This is a genomic window from Limisphaerales bacterium (assembly GCA_014382585.1).
Lineage (GTDB): Bacteria > Verrucomicrobiota > Verrucomicrobiia > Limisphaerales > UBA1100 > JACNJL01.
The window spans coordinates 1-17815 of record JACNJL010000014.1 but is presented as its reverse complement, the minus strand read 5'-3'; the positions used below and the strand labels follow the sequence as shown (position 1 = coordinate 17815).

Annotated in this window: 16 protein-coding genes; 11 read left to right on the top strand and 5 right to left on the bottom strand. The window is 58.0% G+C overall.

The genetic code is table 11. The annotated features are described in order from the left end of the window. Positions 1-350: 350 nt before the first annotated feature. Together H8E27_00465 and H8E27_00460 are read left to right on the top strand one after the other, a co-directional pair. On the top strand, positions 351-941 hold the full coding sequence (locus H8E27_00465; protein MBC8324094.1) for an NAD(P)H-dependent oxidoreductase: 591 nt from the start codon (positions 351-353) through the stop codon (positions 939-941). A 47-nt stretch (positions 942-988) separates the two neighbouring features. After that, positions 989-1408, top strand: coding sequence for a cyclic nucleotide-binding domain-containing protein (locus H8E27_00460; protein ID MBC8324093.1), 420 nt, complete (start codon positions 989-991; stop codon positions 1406-1408). A gap of 46 nt (positions 1409-1454) precedes the next feature. Here the strand turns inward: H8E27_00460 and H8E27_00455 are convergent, their stop codons facing one another. Genes H8E27_00455 through H8E27_00440 form a run of 4 tightly spaced genes read right to left on the bottom strand, consistent with a single transcriptional unit; the run spans position 1455 to position 4849 of the window. Further along, complete coding sequence (locus H8E27_00455) at positions 1455-2297, bottom strand: TIGR00266 family protein (protein MBC8324092.1); 843 nt, start codon at positions 2295-2297, stop codon at positions 1455-1457. Positions 2298-2349: 52 nt separating this feature from the next. Next, positions 2350-3033 carry a TIGR00266 family protein gene (locus tag H8E27_00450; GenBank protein MBC8324091.1) on the bottom strand — a complete coding sequence of 228 codons (684 nt, stop codon included), beginning with the start codon at positions 3031-3033 and terminating at the stop codon, positions 2350-2352. Positions 3034-3039: 6 nt separating this feature from the next. Next, a complete protein-coding gene (locus H8E27_00445; GenBank protein MBC8324090.1) occupies positions 3040-3699 on the bottom strand; it encodes a TIGR00266 family protein in 660 nt (219 codons plus the stop codon). Between the two features lie 10 nt (positions 3700-3709). Further along, positions 3710-4849, bottom strand: a complete 1140-nt coding sequence (locus H8E27_00440; GenBank protein ID MBC8324089.1) for a M48 family metallopeptidase — start codon at positions 4847-4849, stop codon at positions 3710-3712. A gap of 248 nt (positions 4850-5097) precedes the next feature. Between H8E27_00440 and H8E27_00435 the strand changes: the two genes are divergently transcribed. After that, positions 5098-8721, top strand: a complete 3624-nt coding sequence (locus H8E27_00435; GenBank protein ID MBC8324088.1) for a protein kinase — start codon at positions 5098-5100, stop codon at positions 8719-8721. Between the two features lie 11 nt (positions 8722-8732). Here the strand turns inward: H8E27_00435 and H8E27_00430 are convergent, their stop codons facing one another. Beyond that, a complete protein-coding gene (locus tag H8E27_00430; protein MBC8324087.1) occupies positions 8733-10007 on the bottom strand; it encodes a 6-phosphofructokinase in 1275 nt (424 codons plus the stop codon). A 140-nt stretch (positions 10008-10147) separates the two neighbouring features. Here H8E27_00430 and leuC point away from each other — a divergent pair, with 140 nt between their 5' ends. From leuC to H8E27_00390, 8 genes are all read left to right on the top strand, one after another. Next, positions 10148-11560 (top strand): 3-isopropylmalate dehydratase large subunit, encoded by a 1413-nt coding sequence (gene leuC / locus H8E27_00425; GenBank protein ID MBC8324086.1) that lies wholly within the window; start codon positions 10148-10150, stop codon positions 11558-11560. A gap of 1 nt (position 11561) precedes the next feature. Then, positions 11562-12170 (top strand): isopropylmalate isomerase, encoded by a 609-nt coding sequence (locus H8E27_00420; protein ID MBC8324085.1) that lies wholly within the window; start codon positions 11562-11564, stop codon positions 12168-12170. Positions 12171-12273: 103 nt separating this feature from the next. After that, a complete protein-coding gene (locus H8E27_00415; GenBank protein ID MBC8324084.1) occupies positions 12274-13200 on the top strand; it encodes an ABC transporter ATP-binding protein in 927 nt (308 codons plus the stop codon). Next, positions 13187-14194 (top strand): hypothetical protein, encoded by a 1008-nt coding sequence (locus tag H8E27_00410; GenBank protein ID MBC8324083.1) that lies wholly within the window; start codon positions 13187-13189, stop codon positions 14192-14194. Before H8E27_00415 ends, H8E27_00410 begins: the two co-directional genes overlap by 14 nt. Continuing rightward, positions 14191-15147, top strand: a complete 957-nt coding sequence (locus H8E27_00405; GenBank protein MBC8324082.1) for an ABC transporter ATP-binding protein — start codon at positions 14191-14193, stop codon at positions 15145-15147. Before H8E27_00410 ends, H8E27_00405 begins: the two co-directional genes overlap by 4 nt. Continuing rightward, on the top strand, positions 15144-15935 hold the full coding sequence (locus H8E27_00400) for an ABC transporter permease (protein MBC8324081.1): 792 nt from the start codon (positions 15144-15146) through the stop codon (positions 15933-15935). Before H8E27_00405 ends, H8E27_00400 begins: the two co-directional genes overlap by 4 nt. Continuing rightward, complete coding sequence (gene arsC, locus H8E27_00395) at positions 15932-16270, top strand: arsenate reductase (glutaredoxin) (protein ID MBC8324080.1); 339 nt, start codon at positions 15932-15934, stop codon at positions 16268-16270. Before H8E27_00400 ends, arsC begins: the two co-directional genes overlap by 4 nt. A gap of 127 nt (positions 16271-16397) precedes the next feature. Then, positions 16398-17815, top strand: a 1418-nt coding sequence (locus H8E27_00390) for a sulfatase (protein ID MBC8324079.1), incomplete at its 3' end; no start/stop codon positions are given.

The window sequence follows — 17815 nt, the reverse complement described above, 5'->3', positions numbered from 1 at the left end:
CGACTGAGCGAATTGCCCAAAGCCTCCTGCGAATCATTGAGATTATTCGCCGCCCGCTGCGCCGCGCTATTCGTATTAATGACCATATTGCCGTTTTAATGCATATTAAGGCACAAAACACACAGCACCAAACGTGCCAAAGTTCAGAAAAAAAGGCGTGAAAAATCCAATTTTATAGCGAAATTATCTAAAAAACACCCATTTCAGGAAGGCGCCCGGGTAGGGACACGCTGCCGCGTGTCCGTGGACGCGCACAGCGCGTCCCTACCGTAAACCAACCCGGGCCGGTGGCCCGGGCTACATCCTTCGGCCCTCGACCTTTGGCTCTCCTCTCCACTACCCTCCCGCCCATGAGCAATTCTCTCAACGTGATGGCCGTGGTCGGCAGTTTGCAGGAAAAATCTGTCACCCGCGTCGCCGTGCGGCACGTGGCCGACGGGCTCGAAGCCGCCGGTTGCACCGTCGATTGGCTGGACCTCGCCGAGGCCAATTTGCCGATGCTGAACACCGACACCACCTTTAGTGCCGATCATTACGCCCCACTCAAAAAACGCGTGGAGGCGGCCGATGTCTTCGTGCTCGGCACGCCCGATTATCACGGCAGCGTGAGTGGCGCGATGAAGAATTTTCTCGATCATTTCTGGAAAGAATTCACCGGCAAACTCTTCGCCCCCATGGTGGCCAGCCACGAAAAAGGCCTCACCGCCCACGACCAAATGCGCACCATTGCCCGCCAATGTTATGCGTGGAGCCTGCCTTATGCGGTGAGTCTGCACGAAAAGGAGGATGTTGCTGACGGTGCCGTGAGCAGTGAGTCCCTCAGGGATCGCCTCGCCATGCTGTCGGCTGACCTGCAAACTTATGGTTCCGTTCTGGCGGCCCAACGCCGGGCCGATCTCATTGGCACGGCTCCCTCTTTTATGGCCCAATTGCGAAAGTAGCTATTGGGTTGCAATTCGATTGAGTTTGGACACTCTGGGGGCACGCTATGCAGGTAACATTTTATGGGTTGCAGTTTTATTATGATGACGAGGTGGAATGCCCCGCGGGGCATGTGCTGTTGCGCGAGGGGGAACGGCAGTCGTGCATTTATGTGCTGAAAAAAGGGGCGGTGACGATTATCAAAGGCGGGCAGGAGGTGGCCATTTGTGATCAGCGCGGAGATATGTTCGGCGAGATCGCTGCGTTGACGGGCGGGGAGTGCACGAGCACGGTGAAGGTGCGGGAGCCGTCGGTGTTTTTTATGATTGAGGATTCGGATGATTTTCTGGAGCAGAACCCGCGCACCACATTGATCATTGCCAAGATGCTGGCCGAGCGGCTGGCGGCCACCACCCGCAGTCATTCCATTGCCAAAAAAGAAGTGATGAAACTTTCGCGGGAGGAACAGAAGCATTCGCCGATGTAGGGCTTAGGCTTTACGGGGCGGCTGACCTGCAAATTTAGGGGCCGTTCTAGCCGCCTTTTACCGGGCGGAAGGGATTGGTCCACGCGGCGAAGGCGGAGGGGTGGCGGGTTTGGATCCACACTTTGCCTTGGCCTCGGAACCGGCAGACGAAGCCTTCGCCGGAGAGGAACAAGCTTTTCAAGCCGCCAATGGATTCGACGTTGTATTGGAGGCCGCCGGTGAAGGCGACGACGTGGCTGGTGTCGACGACGTAATTGCCATTGATGGGAATTTCGATGATGGCGCCGTAGGTGTTGAACCACAGGTCCCCCCGGCCGGTGCAGCGCAGCAGAAACAGGCCTTCGCCACTGAAGAAGCCTTTGAAGCCCTGCCATTTGGAATCCACTTCCACCGCCATGCCGGAGCTGACGTAGCCGGAGCTTTGCAGGAAAATTTCCTGGGAGCCATCGAGGTAAAGGTGTTCGAGGTCGCCGGGGCTGCCGGGGGCGATGCCGATTTCGCCGGGGCCGTTCTGGGCGGTAAATTCATTGATGAAAATGCTTTCACCGCCGAGAAAGCGATTGAGGCCGCCTTTCATTTTGGTTTTCATCACCATGTTGGTGGACATGGTGGCCATGGCGGAGGATTCGACTTTCAGGGTTTGGTTGGCCGGAATTTGCACGGTGAGGTAGGCATAGTCCGGTTTGCATTCGATGATAAATGCATGCTCGTGTGGGCCGGCGGGGGTGTAGGTTTCCCCCGCACTGGTTGCAGCCGGGGCGGCCGGGGCGGCCTCAGCGGCTACGCCGGGGACTTGATTCAGGGGGACCCAATCGGTGGCCCCCGGATAGTGGGCGAAGTCCGTGGGCAAGAGCGATCCGGCGGCCAGCAATTGGCGTACCTGTTCCACGGGATAGGGGCCGTGGTTTTGTCCGTCGCGATTGATGGTAATTTCCATGGCCTTAACGGGGCTTGAGGCTGGGGCCGAGGGCGGCGCCGAAGCTGCCGACGTTGTGGCTCTGGCACCACACGGTGCCTTGGCCGATGAATTTGCAAACCAAGCCTTCCCCGCCGAGGAAGGAGGACAGCCAGCTTTTGCCGGCTTTGCTGATTTCGAAATTGAGAGATTCTTCAAAGGCCACGATGTGGCCGGTGTCCACGATGTATTGGCCGTTCACTTGGATGGGGTAAATGGCGCCAAAGGAGTTGATGATCACCGGTCCTTGGCCGTTGAGCTTGATCCAAAACATGCTTTCGCCGGAGAAGAGCGCCTTGCCGAAACCTTGCCAGCTCATGTCCATGTTCACTCCGGGGGCACTGGCTACGTAGCTGCCGGCTTGCACGAGCATGGCGGGGCCATGGCCCATCTCGAATTGCATCATATCGCCGGCCAACGCGGTGCCAAAGAACACTTCACCGGGGGCGCCTTGGGCGGTGAAGTGGTTGAGGAACAGGCTCTCGCCGGTGACCAGCCGCTTGAGCGCGCCTAGGATGGAGCCTTGGTCGCGCTTGTGGGTGGTGGTTTGCACGTTCATGTTGCCGCTCATGGCGATCATGGCGCCGCCTTCAGCGGTGACGGTTTCGCCGGGCTGCAGGCTCACGCGTGCGGCAGAGTTTCCCGGCCGATGGGTGATGTCCACGTGCATGGCGGGCTAGATCCGTGGGTTCACCCAGTCAGCCAGGCCGCTGAGGCTGCGGGTTTGCACGACGATTTTGCCCTTGCCTTCCACCCGGGTGACAAAGCCTTCGCCGCCGGCGAAGCTGCTAAATAATCCGCCGGCAAGTTGGATTTTCAATTGCATTTGCGGCTCGTAGGCCACGAGGTGCGAGGTGTCCACGATGTATTCGCCGTCCACCTGCTTTTCAAGCAAGCCGCCGTAGGCGCCGTACCAGACGCGGCCGTGGCCGCTCACGGTGAGCTTGAAGAGGCCTTCCTTGGCAAACCACGACTTGAACCCGGCCCATTTCACGCCCAGCTTCACTTCCGGGGTGCTGGCGATGTAGGCGCCGGGTTGCAGGCACAGGGTTTGGCCGTTGAGATCAATCTCGCGGGTGTTGCCCGGGGTGCCTTGCACCAGCGAAACCCGCCGGACGCCGGGGGTGTTGTTGGTGAAATGGTTGACGAACAGGCTTTCGCCGCCGAGGAAGGCTTTGGCCAGCCCGCTGAAAAACCCGCCATTGAATTTGGCGTCCATATCCAGATCCGCGGCCATGCTGCTCATCGCATCGGACTCGGCGATGATGGTTTCCCCAGGCTCAAGATCCACGTTTATATAAGCGAAGGCCGGTGCGCCTTCTATTGTACTTTGCATACGATTATCCCTATCTGTTAAGCGCGTCCCGGAGTTTCCCTTGAAACGCCTCAAAGTCCAAGTCCAATGTCCGATACGGCCCGGTGCCGGCTTTTGCTTTGATCAGCGCGTTTAGTGTATCGATCCGTTCCTGCGTGGCCGGGTGCGTGCTTAACACAGATAACGCGCCGTTCATGTCCGGCCCCTCCGCTTCCGCTTGTTCCTTTTGGATCGTCTCAAAAAAATTCACCATCCCGCGCGGATCAATATTTGCTTTCATCAAATATTCGAATCCCATCGCATCGGCTTCCCGTTCGTGATCGCGAGAAAATTTCATCGAAAGCAAATACGGCGCGTTATTAACCAACACCGCCGCAATCCCGCTCACGTCACCAAAGAGCCCGCCCAAGATTGCGTACAACCCCACCATCTCTACCAGATTGCGCATGCTGTGTTGCTCCTCAACGTGCGCAAGTTCGTGAGCCATCACCCCCAGCACCTCCTCCGCCGAGTTGGCTTTTAGCAGTAGCCCTGTGTGAATCGCCATCGTGCCGCCCGGTAACGCGAACGCGTTGAGCGTGGGATCCTCGATGATATGAAATTTGAAAGTATAACGTGTGCTTCCGATTGCCTCAATCAGCGGCGCTGAGAGCGTTTCGAATTCTTCAAGCACCGCCTCATCTGTAACCAGTTGATTCGCTGCCGCGTGTGAGCCGAACGCCGCCTCGCCAATCTTCTCCTCCATCTCCACCGGGATTCGCTTGGCTACCGCGTGAGCCATTGGATCCTTGCCCCACCACAACCCCAGCCCAATGGCCACGAAAAATCCCAAAAACGTTAACGTCGCCGCCCGGCCCAGCCATCGCGTGCGTCGCACCCGGCTGCGCGTGCCCGCCATCCGCGCGTCTTTCGCAAACACCGGGTGCTTCAAAATCCCCTGATTCGTCGTGAAAAACGTCCACTCCTCCTGTTCGGCGTGTTTGAAAAACAACATTCGGTTTGACGCCCCACCCAGCTCCGTTTGAATCCCCGTCATCGGCATCTCTACCTCCCCGTTTTCCGAGACAAACTTCACACTCACTGGACTGACCACCAAAGTTCCTGAAGTTTTTCCATTCGGCAACGATTCATGAAACGCCCCGCCTTCAAACTGCCATTGCACCTCACTCATGCGGGAATGAAAACGCACCAATAGAATCAGTGAAAGAAAAAACATACGGGAAAAACTTACTCCAATGCAGACGTGCAAATGTACCGCGCATGGCTCACCACCCAACACGACGCGAATCATGCGGGCACCATTCCATCCTTCCGTGCTCAGTAGCGGGAATGGCCTTTCAAAGGTCATGCCTTTTCAATTGCGTTGAGCTGTGACGAGGCGTTAGTTTTTTGCGAATCCTGTGCTGCCTAGTTTCTGTCATGGAAATACATATTCAACGTGATGAGGTGCCCCTGGGCGTGTTCAGCTATGAAGAGGCAAAGGCCGGTTTGCGGGCAGGCAAGTTGACGGCGGAAGATTTGGCGTGGATGGATGGGATGGAAACCTGGAGCGCACTGGAATCGGTCTGTGCGCAACTGGACACGCAACAGGCTGCCGCCGCTGCCGCGGGGGAATCGCCCGCGGATACTTTCGGGCAGGGGCGGTATCGTTACCAAAACAAGTTGGGGCAGGGCGCATTTGGCGAGGTTTGGCTGGCGTACGATCAGCAGCTGGATCGACCCGTGGCGGTGAAGCTGCTGCACCACCGCAGCGTGGCTTCTACCGACGGATTAAGTTCGCTCAAAGGCGAGGTGCAAAAATGTTTGGAGCTGACACACCCCAATATCATTCGCATTTACGATTTGGCCGAGCCGCCGGGTGAGCATGCGTTTATCTCGATGGAATATGTTTCCGGCGAGGATTTGTCCGCGCGCTTGCATCAACAGCCCGAACGGCGCTTCAGTTGGCCAACCATTGAGCCGTACCTCCTGTGCCTATGCGATGCACTGGCATATTCGCACAAACAAGGCATGGTGCACCGCGACCTCAAGCCCGGCAACGTCATGGTCGATACCCAGGGCGAAGTGAAGCTGGCCGATTTCGGCATCTCCGCCACCACCAAAGTGGCCGGCAATGAATCCACCGTGCAAGTGCCCCGCGCCGGCACCCCCATTTATTGGAGTCCGCAACAATCCGTCGGCCAGGTGCCTGCGCCCACTGATGACATCTATTCGCTGGGCATCATGCTGTACCAATTACTCGTGGGCGATCCGCCATTCCTCGGAGCCAACGAACCGGAGATCACGCAAAAACATTGGACCCAAATCCCCGTGCCCCCCAATGAGGCGCTCAAGGCAAAAGGCGCTGCGCAGATTCCCGGTTATGTAAATGATCTTATTTTAAAATGCCTCGCCAAGGATCCCTTGGGCCGGCCGCAGACTTTGGCTGAAGTCCGTGCCTGGTTGCAGGTCAAAGGGGATCCAGCCATGCGCCGACAAAAACGGATGGCGCTGGCCGTGGCCGCCTCCGTGGCGTTAATGCTGGTGATGGGGGCACTCGCCGTCTGGGCCACCATGCAAAAAGGGCGCGCAGAAAAAGCGCAAGCGGCCGAGGCAGAACAACGCGGGCTGGCTGAAGATCGGGAAAAAGAGGCCGAAACCGCGCGTGCGGAAGCCGTGCGCCAGCAGGAGTTGCTCAAACGCGAAAATTACATCAGCACCATTGCCCTTGGCCAGGCTCAGATTGAAAGCGGCGCGTATCAACGGGCCGAGGACAAGTTGTGGGCTACGCCGAATGAGTTGCGCAATTGGGAATGGGGTCGTGTCATGCACGCGGGCAATCAGGCCCTCCAAACATTTGCCGCGCATTTCGTGAAAACCCGGCTAACAGAAAGGGTCGTTTTGGACACCGCCTTTTCGCCCGATGGCAGCCAAGTGCTTACCGGCGGCGGCGATGGGGCGGCGCGATTGTGGGATGTGCGTACCGGCCAGCGCCTGTTGGAGTTGGAAGGGCACAGCAACGCCGTGCGCGCGGTGGCTTTCGCGCAGGCCGGCCGCCTCATGGTCACCGCCAGCACGGACGGCAAGGTGAATTTGTGGCGTTCAGATGACGGCACGCCGGTGAATGCATTTCAATCCCATGCGAAACAACTGACCGGCATGGCCATCACTGCCGACGGAGGTCGCGTGGCGACTTGTGGCAAGGATGGCAGCGTGCAGCTTTGGGATGCCGCCACGGGCGAACGCCTGCGTCGTTGGTCTGAGAATGGCATGCAACTAAACACCGTTGCCTTTTCAAAAGACAGCCGCCAATTGGCCGCCGCCGGATTTTCAAAGCACAGTTTTGTGTGGGATATCGAATCCGGCGAGGAAGTGGCACGCCTGACCGATACAGGGCAGCAACGCAACATTCGTTGCATCGATTTTTCGCCGGACGGCAAACGACTGATTACCGGCAATATGTATGGCATGGTCAACACTTGGAATTTGGAATCGGGTAAGGTGCAACACTTGTTTGCGGGGCACACATCAATGGTCCACAAGGTGCGATTCTCCAAGGATGGTTCGCTGGCGATATCCTGTTCTTCAGACCGCTCGGCCATCGTGTGGGACACAGCGGAAGGACGGAAACTGGCCGTCATCCGCGGCCAATCCGGCCGCCTATACGCTACCGCCATTTCGCCGGACAGCCGACTGGTAGTTACCGGAAATCACGAAGGCGTGGTACAATTGTGGGATGCAAAATTGAATCGCGGGCTTGACGGCAAATGGGCCGCAAGCGATCCCGGCGTGGTGACCATCAAATCGATCGGGAACATTGCTGAAGCCATGGCGCTCACTTCCGACAGCCAACGGTTGGTCATCGCCGGGCACAGCACCGTTCCTTGGGTATACGATACCGCCACGGGCCACCGGCTCCACGCTGTGAACGCCAATTGCCCTCCCGGCAAAATGGTGCGCCTTTCGCCGGATGGAAAATTGTTCATGCATTTCAGCAAAAATAATACCATTCAGATTATGGAATTAGAAACCGGCCGGCGCATTTCCACACTCGATAAAGTACGCGGCCAATTGCGTGCCGCCGGATTTTCAGACGACAGCAGCCGTTTATTTGTCATGACCCCGGATCGCAGTCTGGGCGTTTGGGATGTCGCCACCGGTCAACTCCTGCGACCCATGCAAGGCTCCAAACGATTGGCCGCCAGCTATGCCGGCGCGTTCTCTTCTGATAACCGGCAATTGTTCGTGGGTTCCAACGCCAAAATTGGCATTCTGTGGAACGTGGAAACCGGCGAGGTGATCCGCACGTTCAAAGGCCACACCCTGCCCGTGCATACCGTGGCCATTGCGCCGGATGGCCAATGGGTGCTCACCGGAAGCGGCGACAAAACCGCCCGGCTTTGGGATGCCGCCACAGGCCGCTCGTTGGCGGTATTTCGTGGGCATGATGATATCGTGACTTCCGTGGCCTTTTCGCCCGATGGCCGACGCGTGTTAACCGGGGGGTTCGATCAAGTGGCTAAAATTTGGGATCCGATCACCGGCCGGGAATTACTCACCCTGCGCGGCCACGGGGCGCCCGTAAGCCGTGCGTTGTTTTCAAATGATGGCCGGATCATCGCCACCAGCGATTTGACCGGTCACCACAAAATTTGGCCGGCACTGGACTGGCAGCTGAATAAGGATGAATTCGACGAAATACAGAAGAATAATTATGAATCCTGGACGCAGCTGGAAGCACGCCGCGCAGTCACGGCTCCGGAACAGAAATACGTCGGAAACTTTGCCCGCTACCGCAGTTTCGCCCGCCGCGGCAATGTCAACGCCCAGCATTTTATTGGCCGGGTGTACTTGGAAGGCACCGCCGGCGTGGAATCGGATCTGCTCGAGGCATTTGTTTGGCTTACCCTCGCCCACGCCAACGGCCACGCCGATGCCAAGGCCAGACTGAATTTGGTCATGCAGAAATTGTCCGCGAACCGGTTGAAAGAAGCAAAGGAATTGCTGGCACAAACAGTGGCCGCCAATCCACTCGCTGCCCCTGCCGGTGCGGGCGCGAATTAATGATACGAATTTTACGAATGGAGCGGCGGCAGCACTTGTTCCACTCGGACGCGTTTTAGGCGGGCGAAGTCGGGGAGGCCTTGTTCGGTGGGGAGGTGGAGCTCGCCTTGAATGAGGGGGCGGGCGTAGGTGATAAATTTTTCGTTGGGCAGCCAGCCATCTTCATCGATCCAGTCGCGGGGGATGACGCGTTCCTGATTGGCGATGTCTTCGAGTGGTTGGAGCGCGGTGCCCCACATATAAGGTTCGTTGCTTTGGCGGACGAGTTTCACCATAAACCCGCTCTCACCTTCGACCGCCGCGCGCACGGCCGCTTCGCCACAGGCAAAGGCTTCTTCTACGTCTGTTTTGCTGGCGTAATGCGCGGCGGCGCGTTGGGCATAGCCGAGCTTCACGGTGCGGGTTTTCAAATTGAGCGCGGGTTCGACGATATCCGCCAAGCGATCAGCGGCACCGCCGACCACCGGATGGCCGAAGGAATCGAGTTTGGTTTTGTCCGCACCAATCTCGTTCCCTTCGGGATCCTTGAGCCCTTCGCCGACGACGACCACACAGCAGCCGTGCTCGGCCACGGTTTCTTTTATCTGCGCAAGAAATTTTTCTTCTTCAAAGGCAATTTCCGGTAACAAAATAATGTGCGGCGGATCTTCGGGTTTGCGTTTGGCAAGCACTGTGCCCGCGGCAATCCAACCGGCGGCGCGGCCCATGACTTCGATGATGCAGCAGGAGCCGTCGTCGGTGGCCATACTGCGGACGTCCGCGCCCACCTCCATCACGGTGGTGGCGTTGTACTTGATGACGCTGCCGTAGCCGGGGGTGTGGTCGGTGTGCGGCAGATCGTTGTCGATGGTTTTGGGCACGCCGATGGCGCGTAAATCGTAGCCGCGCTTTTGGGCTTCGAGATGCACTTTGTTGGTGGTGTCCTGGCTGTCATTACCGCCGGCATAAAAAAAGTAGCGGATGTGGTGCGCCTCGATCACCTCGAACAAGCGCTTCATATCGGCTGCCGCCTGTTCGGGGTCGGTCTTGAAATTGATTTTGTAACGGCACGTGCCGAGCGCCGCGGCGGGTGTGTGCTTGAGGCGCTGGATGTCGCTGGTATTTTCCTCGCCGATATCGACAAGCTCTTCGCGCAGGATGCCGTACACGCCATTGAGGCCGCCATAAATTTCCTCAATGCACTCGTGCTTGCCCGCCTCGCAAATGACGCCCGCCACGCTGGAGTTGATCACCGCCGTGGGTCCGCCGCTTTGCGCTACCAATAGATTTCCAATAAGTTCCGCCATTAATGAAGGGCGGGAAAGATGCCAATCGGCGGCGGGTGTGTCAAAACGAAATGGAGGGAGTGAGTGGGGCATTAAGAATAGTGAAATTTGCTAATCTTGAACCGCACTCGTTTCTCTGCTAGGCTTTCCCGCTCATCCGTATGGGCCAAAATTTATATCATAAGGTTTTCGACCGGCACTGCGTGGGGCAGTTGCCTTCGGGGCAGTATCAGCTCTTCATCGGGCTGCATCTCATTCATGAGGTCACCTCGCCACAGGCGTTTGCGATGATTCGCGAACAGGGCCTTTCCGTGCCGTTCCCCGAACGCACCTTTGCCACGGTGGATCACATTATCCCCACCACCGGCACGGGCCGCCAGCGGCCGTTGCAGGATGCGCTGGCCGAGGAGATGCTTCAGCATATTGAGCAAAACACCGCCGATTACGGCATCAACTTTTTCTCGCCGGAAAAAGGCGAGCAAGGCGTCGTGCACGTGGTCGGCCCCGAGCGCGGGCTCACGCAGCCGGGCATGACCATTGCCTGTGGCGATTCGCACACCTCCACCCACGGCGCCTTTGGCACGCTGGCCTTTGGCATTGGCACCAGTCAGGTGGCCGATGCGCTTGCCACACAAACGCTCGCGATGGCTAAGCTCAAGGTTCGCCGCATCAATTTCACCGGCAGCCTCAAGCCCGGCGTGTACGCCAAGGACGTGGCGCTCGCGTACATTCATCACCTCGGCGTGAATGGCGGCGTGGGCTACGCCTACGAATTCGGCGGCGACATCATCGATCGCATGACCATGGAAGAGCGCATGACGGTGTGCAACATGTCCATCGAAGGCGGCGCGCGTTGCGGTTATGTGAATCCCGACCAAACCACGTTTGATTATCTGAAGGACCGCGACTACTGCCCCGAAGGCGAAGCATGGGAACGCGCCGTGGCCGACTGGCAATCCCTCGCCAGCGATGCTGATGCCGAGTACGACGATGTCATTGAGATCAAAGGCGAAGACATCGAGCCTTTCGTGACGTGGGGCATTACGCCTGCCCAATCCGTTGGCGTGTCGCAAAATCTGCCGCAGGTGGATTCCTTCGCCGATTCCGATCAACTCGTCGTGCGCGAGGCCTATGAATACATGAGCTTCGAGGAAGGCCAACCGATCATCGGCACGCCGGTCAACGTGGTCTTCATTGGCTCCTGCACGAATGGTCGTTTATCCGATCTGCGCGAGGCGGCAAAATTTGTGAAGGGCAAACAAGTCGCCGCCGGCGTGCGCGCCCTCGCCGTGCCCGGTTCGCAGGAAGTCGCTCGCCAAGCCATCGACGAAGGCCTCGATAAGGTCTTCGATGAAGCTGGTTTCCAATGGCGCGAAGCCGGCTGCAGCATGTGTCTGGCGATGAATCCGGATCAGCTTTCCGGGAACGAAATCAGCGCCAGCACTTCGAACCGCAATTTCAAGGGCCGCCAAGGCTCCCCCACCGGCCGGACGCTTTTGATGAGTCCGGCCATGGCCGCTGTCGCTGCGGTGGAAGGCAAAGTCACCGACGTGCGAGAACATCTGGAGAATTAACATGGCAGGCGAAATTATCAGTCACGTTACCGGCCCCGGCATTCCGCTGCGCGGCAACGACATCGACACTGACCGCATCATCCCCGCGCGGTACCTCAAGTGCGTTACCTTTGACGGCATTGGCGAGCATGCTTTTGCCGATGACATCAAGGGGCTCGCCGCCAAGGATGAAACCCATCCCTTCGCCGACGCCCGTTTTGCCAACGGCGCCATCCTTGTCGCCAACAAGAACTTTGGCTGCGGCTCCAGCCGCGAGCACGCCCCGCAATCCCTCAAGCGCTGGGGCATCCGCGCCATCATCGCCGAGAGCTCCAGCGAAATTTTTCATGGTAACTGCGTCTCGCTCGCTATCCCGTGCTTTACCGCGGACCACGTCACGTGCGCCAAGCTGCAGGACGCCATTGAGGCCGATCCGGCCGCCGAATTATCCATCGACGTTGCCGCTGCCACCATTACTGGCGGTGGCGAAATCATTTCATTGGAAATTCAACCCGGCGCCCAAGGCCAATACCTCGACGGCTCTTGGAACGCCCGCGCTGGCCTTCTCGAGAACCTCGAAGCCGCCAAGTCGGTTGCCGAAAAACTTCCCTACGTTTCCAACTACGCCTGATGCGCAGGTAGGGCGCGCTGTCCCAGCGCGCCGCGGCGGTTTCGGAGCAACCGCCTTACCTTTGGCTTGGCCTGCGCGTGACTTTCCCGTAACTTTCGCGCGGATGTCTGGCGCGATTATTGAGACCAATGGGGTGACCAAACTTTTTGGTGACTTTGCGGCGCTGAATAATGTTTCGCTTAGTGTGTCGCCGGGCACAATTGGCTTGCTCGGGCCCAATGGCGCGGGGAAAAGCACGCTCATTAAATGTCTGTTGCAATTGCATCCCATCTCGATGGGCGATGCACAGTTGCTGGGGCGCGATGTGGGCAGCGAAGGCCGCGAGATCCGCACGCGAGTGGGCTACGCGCCGGAGCAGGATTGCCTGATCTCGGGGATGCTCGGCTGCGAATACGTGACGTACTGCGCGCAGCTCAATGGCCTGCCGTTCAAGGAGGCGCGGCAGCGGGCGCATGAGATGCTCGATTTTGTGGGCATGGGACAGGAACGCTATCGCGCGGTGGACACGTATTCCACGGGCATGAAGCAACGCGTGAAACTCGCCCAAGCTATCGTGCACGATCCGGAGTTGGTTTTCCTCGATGAACCTACCAACGGCTTGGACCCCCGGGGGCGTGAGCAAATCCTGCAGCTTGTGGAGAGCCTTTGGAAACAGCACCAAATTTCTGTGATCTTGTCCTCGCATTTGTTGCAGGACGTGGATCGTATTTGCGGCGAAATCATCATCATCGCCCGCGGCGAGGTGTTGGTGCAGGACACACTGAAAAATTTGAAAGCCCGGCGCGCAGGGTTTGCCGAGCTGGTGGTGGAAGGCGAACACAGCCGCGTGCTGGAAGTACTCCGTGCAAACGAATGCACCGCCGAACTGGAATCCAACGGACACATCACCGTGCGGCACGGGCGCGAAAGTCTCACGCCGGTTTTGAAATTTTTGCGCGAAGAAGGTGTGCGCCCCATCGAGGCATTGCCCAGCCCTAACGCGCTTGAGGAGGTTTTCCTCCAAGCCTTATCGACTCATGGCCCTGATTGATTCCAGCTACACCCATCGCGACGGCGAAACGCGCGGCATCGGCTATCGCCGCTGGGTGATCGCCCAGGCCACGCTCACCGCGTGCCTCAAAGTAAAAGGCATGCGTTGGGTGATGTGGACGTGTTGGATTTACGCGCTGTTGCAGGGGGTGTTTCTGTTTGGGTTCGGTCAGTTGATGGTTGAGAACAGCGCGGTGTCCGACTTCATCACGGAAGATTTGGATCTCTTCGAATCCTTCGCGCCGATGTTCCGGGCTTGGGCGGCTGATAATCCGCGCATTGCAATCGGCATGACGTACAACATGTTCTTTTATTTGTTCACCGGCGCGATCGTATCTTCGCTCACGCTTTCGCTTGTGGCATTAGGAATGGCCATCCCGCGGCTGATCACCAGCGATTTGTCCAGCCGTGCGATCACCATTTATTCGTCGAAAGCCGTGAGCCGGTTTGATTATTGCATTGGCAAATTCGCCGGTGTGCTGCTGCTGCTCACGCTAACTTGGCTGGGGCCGATACTGGCTACGTGGATGATGGGGAATTTAATGGCACCGGAAGTTTCATTTTTTTGGCACACGGCTCCGGCACTGCTGCATTCGGTGGCGTTTGTGGGATCGGGTATGGTGATTTTGGGGCTGATGGCGCTGGGCATTTCGGCGATGACCGCCAGCCCGCGCACGGCCACGGCCATTTGGGTGGGGTTGTTGCTAATGGGCGTGGTGCTCTCGGGCATCGGCATGGGCTCCAAAAATTATTGGCTGCAGTACCTGAGCTTTTGGTTCGACCTTGAATTATTGCAGCGGAGCATTTTCGACATCGGCGGTGACTTCGATGAATTAGGCGACCAATATCCGGGCTTCACAGAAATGGGCCTCATCAAAACCATCAAAACGCGACTGGCATTGACGGCTGAAAATGTCTCGGCCGCAATCGCGGCCCTCAGCGTTCTTTCCGCCGGGGCGCTGGTGACGCTTTACAAAAAGGTGAAACCCGAATGAGTGGTGAAAGCATAACGCCGGTCATCCAAGCCACCGAGCTGAGCCGTTGGTACGGCATCGTGATGGGGCTCAACAACATCAGCTTCGAAATCGGGCCCGGGCTCACCGGCTTGGTCGGCCCCAACGGCGCGGGCAAGAGCACGCTCATCAAAATCATCACCGGCCAGTTGCGGCCCAGTGATGGCGCGTTGACGGTCTTTGGCGTGCAGCCGTGGAACAATCCCGACGTGCTGCGCGAGATTGGCTTTTGCCCGGAAGACGATGCGCTACCCGATCACCTGCGGGCGCGCACGTGGCTGCGCGGCTTGGCGATGCTCTCGGGCATCGCACCATCCGTCGCGCCGGATCATGTGGATGCCATTCTCGATCGCGTGAAGCTCGACCGCGTGCACTGGGAAAAACCGCTCGGCCAATTTTCCAAAGGCATGCGCCAGCGCGTGAAACTCGCCCAAGCGCTGTTGCATCATCCGTGTCTGCTCGTTTTGGATGAACCGATGAACGGGCTCGATCCGATGGGCCGGCAGGAGGTGCAACGCATTCTCAAACAACTCGCCGCCGAAGGCACCACGGTACTGATTAGCAGCCACATTTTGCACGAGCTGGAAGCGCTGTGCCCGGAGATTTTGATTTTAAACTGGGGCCGCGTGATCGCCAGCGGCAGTCAACTCGCGCTCCAACGCCGCCTGCAGGGCACCGAGGCAAACCTCCACATTCGCTGCAGTGATCCCGAGCGGTTCACCCGGGTGCTCTTTGAGGCCGGATTGTTGCTGGGGTTTGATCGTACCGATGCCAGCGACGGCGACGGCGAAGGCGGGCTAGATTTGCGAGTAAAAGATCCGCAGCGTTTTGGCGAAACCCTCGTTGATTTGCTAACCGACAACAACATTGCCCTGCACGAACTGCGCAGCCGCGACCGATCGCTGCAGGATATTTTTGAAAAGATGACCGAATGAGCCACACACCTTCCACGATTTCCGCAGTGAATTTTGGTGAAGCCTTGCGTGGCATGTGGGCACTCGTGTGGGCGCAGCGTAGCACCACCGGCACGTTAGTCCGCTGGGGTCTCGGCGCGTGCGCGCTCGGTTTCCTGATGCTGCTTACTATCCGAAGCGGGCAGGAAAAAGAATGGCTCGGCTGGGTAATTGGATTTTACATTCAATTTCTACTGCCCCTCACCTGCCTCAATGTGTGCGGCTCCATGATGCGCGCCGAAGTGCAGGCCAACACCTTGAGTTTTCTGTGCACCCGCCCGCTGCGGCGGCACACGTTGTTTCTGCTGCAATACCTTTGCCACGTGTTTTGGTTGCAGTTAATTTTTTTCGCCGGCACGCTCGGCCTCTTCGCGCTCGGCGTGGTGAAACAAGCGGAAGGGCTCGGCGCACTGTTGCCCACGATGTTGCTCACGCAATTCCTTGCCATCTTCGCGTGGAGCGCGCTGTCCGCATTGCTCGGTTTATTGCACCAACGCTTCGTGGTCATTGGCATTCTTTATTGGCTCATCGTGGAGGTCGGCCTCGGTATGGTGGAAACCAGCAACATCAATCAACTTTCCATCCTCCGCCACATTCACACCTTGCTGGGACAAAACGAAATGGTGGCCGACTTGTTTGTGAGTTGGTCGTCAACCTCATCCATTTCCGCCGGGATTGTACTTTGCGTGGCCACGTTTATTTTCCTCGTCGCTGGGGCCGCGTTGTTTACCTACCGCGAATACCTCCCCTCACAGGAAGCCGGCCAATGATCATTTACCACAACCCCCGCTGCTCCAAAAGCCGCCAAGCCCTCGCGCTCCTGCGCGAAAATGCCGTGGAACCGGAAGTCATCGAATACCTCAAATCGCCGCCCGACAAACCCGCTTTGCGCAATCTACTGCAAAAACTCGACTGCCCCGGGCACGATTTGTTGCGCACCAAAGAAGCCGAATACGCCGCGTGCGGCCTCTCACCCGAATCCACCGAAACCGAAATTCTCACTGCAATTGTCGCAAATCCCATCCTCCTCGAACGTCCAATCGTGCTGAACGATACGCGCGCCGTCATCGGTCGCCCGCCGGAGAATGTGAATTCGCTGCTATAATAAAGACTCAGATTTCACGAATTAACACAGATGGGTTTGAACCCTATTATTCAGGGTAATTCGCGTCTTTCTTTTGCCAACGCGGAACTTGCCCGGGCCGCACAGTATGCGTACAATTTTCTCCTCCATGAGAAATTTGTTCCTCTTAACCCTGCTGCTTTATTTGCCCAATGTTGCCTCGGCCAAGTACCGCACGTACGCGCCCAACATCCTTTGGCTGATCACGGATAACTGCAACCTCGACTTCGGCTGCTTCGGGCGGCAGGGGGTGCATACGCCGCATCTGGATCAATTGGCGGCGCAGGGGGTGCGGTACACACGGGTGTTTGCCACCGCGCCGGTGTGCGCGCCGAGCCGGTCGGCGTTTATGACCGGCATGTACCAGACCTCGGTGAATCTCCATCACTTCCCGGATCATCGCGATGACGGCTTTCGGCTGCCCGAAGGCGTGCGGCCGTTGACGCATCGGCTGAAGGAGGCCGGCTACTTTACCGGGTCCATCAAGAAAATCGGCGAGCAAGTGGTCGGCTCGGGTAAGCTGGATTTGAATTTCGTCAATGAAGGGAAAATTTTTGAGAGCACCAACTGGGATGACATCAAAAAGCGGCGGCCATTTTTTCTGCAGGTGAACACGCCGGAAGCGGAGTATGATATTTATGATTTTCGGACGAACCGCCCCGAGCGCATCAAGTGGTGGGGCGAGGAGGAGCACGTGCAGTATGCCAAGCCGGAGTCGGTCGTGCCGCCGGCGTATTTTCCCAAACACAAAACTTCCAACGAGGAATGGGCACGCTACCTGAACTCCGTTTCCAACATGGACCGCCGCGTGGGCATTGTGTTGGCGGAGCTGGAAAAGGAAAAGCTGCTCGACGACACGATCATCATTGTCTTTGGCGACAACGGCCGCGTGGACCATCGCAGCATCCATTGGGTGTACGACACCGGTCTGCACGTGCCGATGATCATCAAGTGGCCCAAGAATTATCCCGCGCCCGAAGGCTTCAAACCCGGCACGGTGAACGAGGAGGTGATCAGTCTGTTGGATCTCACCGCCACCACGCTGTCGCTGGCCGGCGTGCCGCGTCCTTTGGGCATGCAAAGCCGGAATTTCCTCGGCAAAGATCGCGATCCCCAGCGCCGATACGCCTTCAGCGCGCGCGATCGCGTGGATGATGTGCAGTTCCGGCTGCGGTCGGTCCGTGGCAAGCGCTACCATTACATCCGAAACTTCCAGCCCGAGATCAACTTCGGCACCTACGTGAATTTTTATAAGGAGAAATGTTTCCCTGTGCAGCAGGTCATGCGTGACCTGTACAAAAAAGGAACACTCGATCCGCACCTGCGCCCGCTCTTCACCGAGTTCCGCCGCGAATCCCTCTACGACACCGAGGCCGACCCCAACGAGCTCAACAACCTCATCGATTCCACCCGCCCCGAACACCTGAAAGCCCTCACCGAAATGCGCGCCGCCCTCGACACCTGGATCACCGAGACCGGCGACATGGGCTGGAAAAAAGAGCCCCCCGAGAAAATCGAAAAATTCCG